The sequence below is a fragment of the Mesorhizobium sp. M1334 genome, from assembly GCF_040317995.1.
GTDB lineage: Bacteria > Pseudomonadota > Alphaproteobacteria > Rhizobiales > Rhizobiaceae > Mesorhizobium.
On the sequence record NZ_JAMYLM010000062.1, the window covers coordinates 1 to 4,759 of the forward strand.

At 62.3% G+C, this 4,759-nt stretch carries 4 protein-coding genes and 1 tRNA gene; 2 read left to right on the forward strand and 3 right to left on the reverse strand.

What is annotated here, in order from left to right; all coding sequences use genetic code 11:
• Nucleotides 1-357 precede the first annotated feature (357 nt).
• The 3 genes from NKH17_RS33150 to NKH17_RS33160 form a co-directional block, all read right to left on the reverse strand.
• Nucleotides 358-795: a hypothetical protein gene (locus NKH17_RS33150; protein WP_352820772.1), complete on the reverse strand. Its 438-nt coding sequence runs from the start codon at nucleotides 793-795 to the stop codon at nucleotides 358-360.
• 193 nt (nucleotides 796-988) lie between these two features.
• Nucleotides 989-1,062: transfer RNA gene (locus NKH17_RS33155), tRNA-Gln, on the reverse strand.
• A gap of 119 nt (nucleotides 1,063-1,181) precedes the next feature.
• Nucleotides 1,182-2,114, reverse strand: coding sequence for a lysylphosphatidylglycerol synthase domain-containing protein (locus NKH17_RS33160; protein ID WP_352506572.1), 933 nt, complete (start codon nucleotides 2,112-2,114; stop codon nucleotides 1,182-1,184).
• Between the two features lie 328 nt (nucleotides 2,115-2,442).
• On the opposite strand from NKH17_RS33160, the gene NKH17_RS33165 reads away from it, so the two are divergent.
• The gene (locus NKH17_RS33165; RefSeq protein WP_352973522.1) at nucleotides 2,443-3,873 is read left to right on the forward strand and encodes a Ppx/GppA phosphatase family protein; all 1,431 of its coding nucleotides are present in this window, start codon (nucleotides 2,443-2,445) and stop codon (nucleotides 3,871-3,873) included.
• A gap of 58 nt (nucleotides 3,874-3,931) precedes the next feature.
• A complete protein-coding gene (locus tag NKH17_RS33170; RefSeq protein WP_254817516.1) occupies nucleotides 3,932-4,642 on the forward strand; it encodes an RlmE family RNA methyltransferase in 711 nt (236 codons plus the stop codon).
• Nucleotides 4,643-4,759: the final 117 nt, after the last annotated feature.

Genomic DNA, 4,759 nt, shown 5'->3' on the forward strand with positions numbered 1-4,759 from the left:
CATCATCAACGGCCATCCGCAGAGCCAGATCGAGGAACTCATGCCCTGGCGATTCCGGAAAACGTCAAGCCCAAATCCATAGGCGGTCGGCAAGGCGCTTACGATGTCCGCAATAGGTCGTGGGCTGAAATTCAAACTGAGGCACCCCGATCCGGTAGTGTCTCAGTTGGATTTTTGAGAAGGCGGGCTAAACCACAAGCGCAAACATGTGAATGCGCAGGCCCCCGCAATCGCGCCAGCGTTACTGCCCGCATGCTCCTTGGTGAGCGCGAATCCGATGAGCGAACCAATGATCGATAGTGAAACGATGCCCATGACCCAGATTATCAAAACACGCATCTCGCCCTCTTCCCTTGTCTATTTGGCTGTCATCAACCGACAAGCAAGCTCGCGCTCATGCCACCGCGTGGCGAACGTGTCCGACACTTCGAACCAACTTCCATCGTTGCCCGCGCCATGGTTGACCCCCATGCATGAGCATTCGCACTCATGGCCGGTAGCATTCATGCAGGCCGGCGCGCATTTTTCTTGTTCGCGGTAGGGCTGGATCGCGTAGAGGCTTTTGTAGCGCACGAGTGCTTGATTAACGAAGTTGTTGAACCATGACTTTGGCAATTCCCAATACGATCCGCCGTGCATCCACACGGCGTAAGACTTCCCAAGGCTGTTGATCCACTTCCGGTTGTCACCGGCCTTTGGCAACCTTACCCTCAGTTTTTCGTGCCAGCCATCCCTACGCAAGATGACTGGAATTGCCTGCTGGTTCCAAATTTCATCTAGTCTTCCGGCATTCATTGTAGTCGCCTCCCTGCCTTCGCTAATTTGGTTCAAGCAGCGCTAAGGTGCAATGCAGGCGTGCATCAAAACGATGCATCCAGCATCGCGCGAGGGAAGAGTAGCTAATGATCCGGTTATGCGCCGGAAAACTGGTCCGGTTGCGATTTCCGAACTTCTGCTAAGCAGCTATTTTTATTTAATGAAAGAAGACTGGCTGGGGAACCTGGATTCGAACCAGGACTAACGGAGTCAGAGTCCGTGGGTCTACCGTTAACCTATTCCCCAGCAGGCGCGGCTGTTGAAAACCGCGCGGCAGGGCGACGATGTCGCCGCGCGGCCCTTGTAGCCGCCGCCGGAAAAGAGTCAACCCTGTGTCTGGGTTCAATCGTCGTCTTCCCGCGCCTTCAATTCTCGCTGCGGCTGTATTGCGAGTGCTCGAAATACAGCACCACGCCGAGCGCGATCAGCAGCGGGATGATCAGGTAGAACAGCCGGAACACCAGGAGCGCCGCCAGTACGCCGACCTGGTCCATATGTGACAAGCCCGCAAGGAACACCACCTCGAACACGCCGAGCCCGCCCGGCGCATGCGAGATCTGCGCGATCGAGAACGACACCAGGAAGACGCCGAGCACGACGAAATAGCCGGGATTGCCGGTGGCGGGCAGGGCGAAGAAGATGATCGCCGCCGCCGCCAGCAGCTCGATCGGGCCGACCAGCAATTGCCGCGCCACAATCGGCAGCGCCGGGTAGTGCAACTGGAAGCTGCCGATCCTGAGTGGTCTCAGATGCAGCCAGCTGCCGAAGACATAGGCCGCCACCACCAGCAGCATGGCAAGGCCGGCCGCCTGCGCCAGCCGGTGATGCGGCGTGCCGGAAAACCGGTCGATCACCTCAGGCTCGAGCAGCAGGACGATGCTTGAGACGAACAGTGTCGACAGCACGAAGGTGATCCAGCAGATCGCCACCAGAACGCCGACATCCTGGCCGGTCAGGCCCTTGGTGCCGTAGGCGCGGTAACGGATCACCGCGCCGGAAAACACCGATCCGCCGATATTGTGCGACAGCGCGTAGGTGGTGAACGAGCAGAAGGTGACGAAGAGCCACGACACTTTTTTGCCGATGTGCAGAAGCGCGATGTGGTCGTAGCCGGCGAGCGAGGCATAGGCGACGACCGAGCTCAGCGCCGCGAGCACCCAGCCGCGCGCCGGGATGGCGACTATGCCGTCCCAGACATCGTCGAGCGAGATGCCGCGCAATTCGTGCAGCAACAGCCACAGCGAGAACACCACCGCGGCGATCCCGATGACGGGCCAGAAATAGCGGCTCCAGTTCATTGCCTGACGATCATGCGTTGCAGCCCGTACCCGTTTTCCGGTTCGCAGCAGGAAAACCGCCCGCGGTCCCGAATGGTTCATTTCAGAAATGCCTCATTGAAGCCGGCTATTCAACCGGGAAGGCGCGCTGTGGCGCTGGCGTCTTTCCTTCTCCCACAAGAAGGGGAGAAGGGATCACCAACGTCGCCGCCCTTCATGCCGTCGGCAAAATTCGGCCCTTGCACTCTTGGTGATCCGGCCCGGCGCTGATAGTCTGGCCGCAACTTGAACATGTAAAAGCGCCTGCTGCGTCCGGTCTCCGGTTCGCGCGGCGCCGGAAGGAACGACAGTGGAAGACCACGAAGCCGGCGCTGGTGCGCCGGGAGTGGGCGTGTCCAGGGGTTCGCCGCCGCCATCCGGCCAGGCAAACCCAGCCGCCGGACGCTACGGCCGTCAGGTGCAGCCCCGGTCCGGCAATGGACAGGCTGGCGACACGTCCCACGATCACAAGGGTCAGAACGGCCCGCATCAGAACGGCAAACCCAAGAAGCGGCGCAAGCGGCGGCGCGGGCGCAAGGTTTTCGCACGCGACGAGGCTTGTCCGGTGATAACAGGCACTTCGGTGCCTGCCGCCGGCGGGGCCCCGGCCGCTCGCCAGCCCCAGCCAGCGGCTTCGATCGCGCCCCAGTCCTCGATCGCGCAATCGGCTTCAATCGCGCAATTGCCTCCAGCCTTGCCAAGGCCGGGGCAGGGTGCCCGCACGCCGCCACCGCTGCAGGAATTGCCGGTGTTTGCCGCGCTCGACCTCGGCACCAACAATTGCCGTCTGCTGGTCGCGGTGCCGACGCGCCATGGCCAGTTCCGCGTCATCGATGCGTTCTCGCGCATCGTCAGGCTGGGCGAGGGCCTTACCGCCAATGGCCGGCTTGGCGAAGCTGCAATGGACCGCGCGGTCGAGGCGCTGAAGATCTGCGGCGACAAATTGCGCAACCGCAAGGTCAGGAAGGCCAGGCTGATCGCTACCGAGGCCTGCCGCACCGCCGCCAACGGCGTCGAGTTCCTCGAACGCGTCGAGCGCGAGGCCGGCCTGAAGCTCGAGATCATCGACCGCCAGACCGAGGCGCGGCTGGCGGTGTCGGGCTGCGGCTCGCTGGTCGAGCGCGACACGCAAGGCGTCGTGCTGTTCGACATCGGCGGCGGCTCGTCCGAAATCGCGCTGATCGACCTTACCGGCCACCGCTCGCCAAGGCTCGCCAACCACATCGTGTCGTGGACGTCGCTGCCGGTCGGCGTCGTCTCGCTGGCCGAGCGTTTTGGCGGCCGCACAGTGACGCGCGAGATCTTTGGCGCCATGGTCGAGGATGTCGCAATGCGGCTGCGCGCCTTCGACGGGCGCGACCGGCTGAGCCACCTCCTGCCCAGCCCGAAATTCCATCTGCTCGGCACCTCGGGCACGGTGACGACGCTTGCCGGCGTCCACCTCGATCTCGAACGCTACGACCGCCGCCGCGTCGACGGGCTGTGGATGGATCGCGACAGCGTTGACCGCATGGTCGAAAAGCTGGTCGGCTGGGATTTCCAGCAGCGCGTCGCCAATCCCTGCATCGGCGCCGACCGCGCTGACCTGGTTCTGGCCGGCTGCGCCATATTGGAGGCGATCCGTGCCGTCTGGCCGTCCGAACGGCTGCGTGTCGCCGACCGCGGCTTGCGCGAGGGCATACTGAGCGAGTTGATGGCCGATGACGGCGTCTGGCGCAACAGCGGGCGGGGCAGAGCATGATCCCGAAAAGTGACTACCGGTTTTCGGACAAGATCATGCTCAAACAAGTAATCAAGCAATGACCAAGAAACCGGAAAGACCGAGCTCCGCCGGCATTCGCGTGCTGAAGACGAAGATCAAGAAGAAAAGCGGCCTCAAGGAATCGTCGCGCCGCTGGCTGCAGCGCCATATCAACGATCCCTATGTTCAGCGTTCGAAGGCCGACGGCTATCGTTCGCGCGCCGCCTACAAGCTGATCGAGATCGACGACAAGCACCATCTGCTCAAGCCCGGCATGAAGGTGATCGACCTTGGTGCGGCACCCGGCGGCTGGTGCCAGGTCGCCGCCGCACGTACCAAATCTACCGCGGAACACCCGAACGTCGTCGGCATCGATTACCTGGAGATGGACGCGGTGCCGGGCGCGCCGGTGCTGCTGATGGATTTCCTCGATCCGCAGGCGCCTGAGAAGCTGGCCGAGACGCTGGGCGGTCAGCCGGACATCGTGCTCTCCGACATGGCCGCACCCACCACCGGCCACAAGCGGACTGACCACATCCGCACCATGCATCTGTGCGAGGTGGCGGCCGATTTCGCGCTGTCGGTATTGAAGCCGGGCGGACATTTCCTCGCCAAGACGTTTCAGGGCGGCGCCGAGAACGAATTGCTGGCGAGACTCAAGCGGAATTTCCGCTCGGTCCATCACGTCAAGCCGCCGGCCTCGCGCGACGAATCGGTGGAGCTCTATCTCTTGGCGAAAGATTTTAAAGGCGGAAACGGCACGGCGTGAAAATCGCTCTGTAGCTGTCCTGCCGGACATCTCCCCCACGAGGGCAGGGCTATCGCATATGAGTGATGGCATTGATGAGATAGTCGTCGTTCCAGGCGCATTTCTTGATGCGATGGC

Bases quoted from the DNA above. Each gene is read 5' to 3' on its own strand.
- NKH17_RS33150 (WP_352820772.1), bottom strand. From the start codon at position 795: ATGAATGCCGGAAGACTAGATGAAATTTGGAACCAGCAGGCAATTCCA.
- NKH17_RS33160 (WP_352506572.1), bottom strand. From the start codon at position 2,114: ATGAACTGGAGCCGCTATTTCTGGCCCGTCATCGGGATCGCCGCGGTG.
- NKH17_RS33170 (WP_254817516.1), top strand. From the start codon at position 3,932: ATGACCAAGAAACCGGAAAGACCGAGCTCCGCCGGCATTCGCGTGCTG.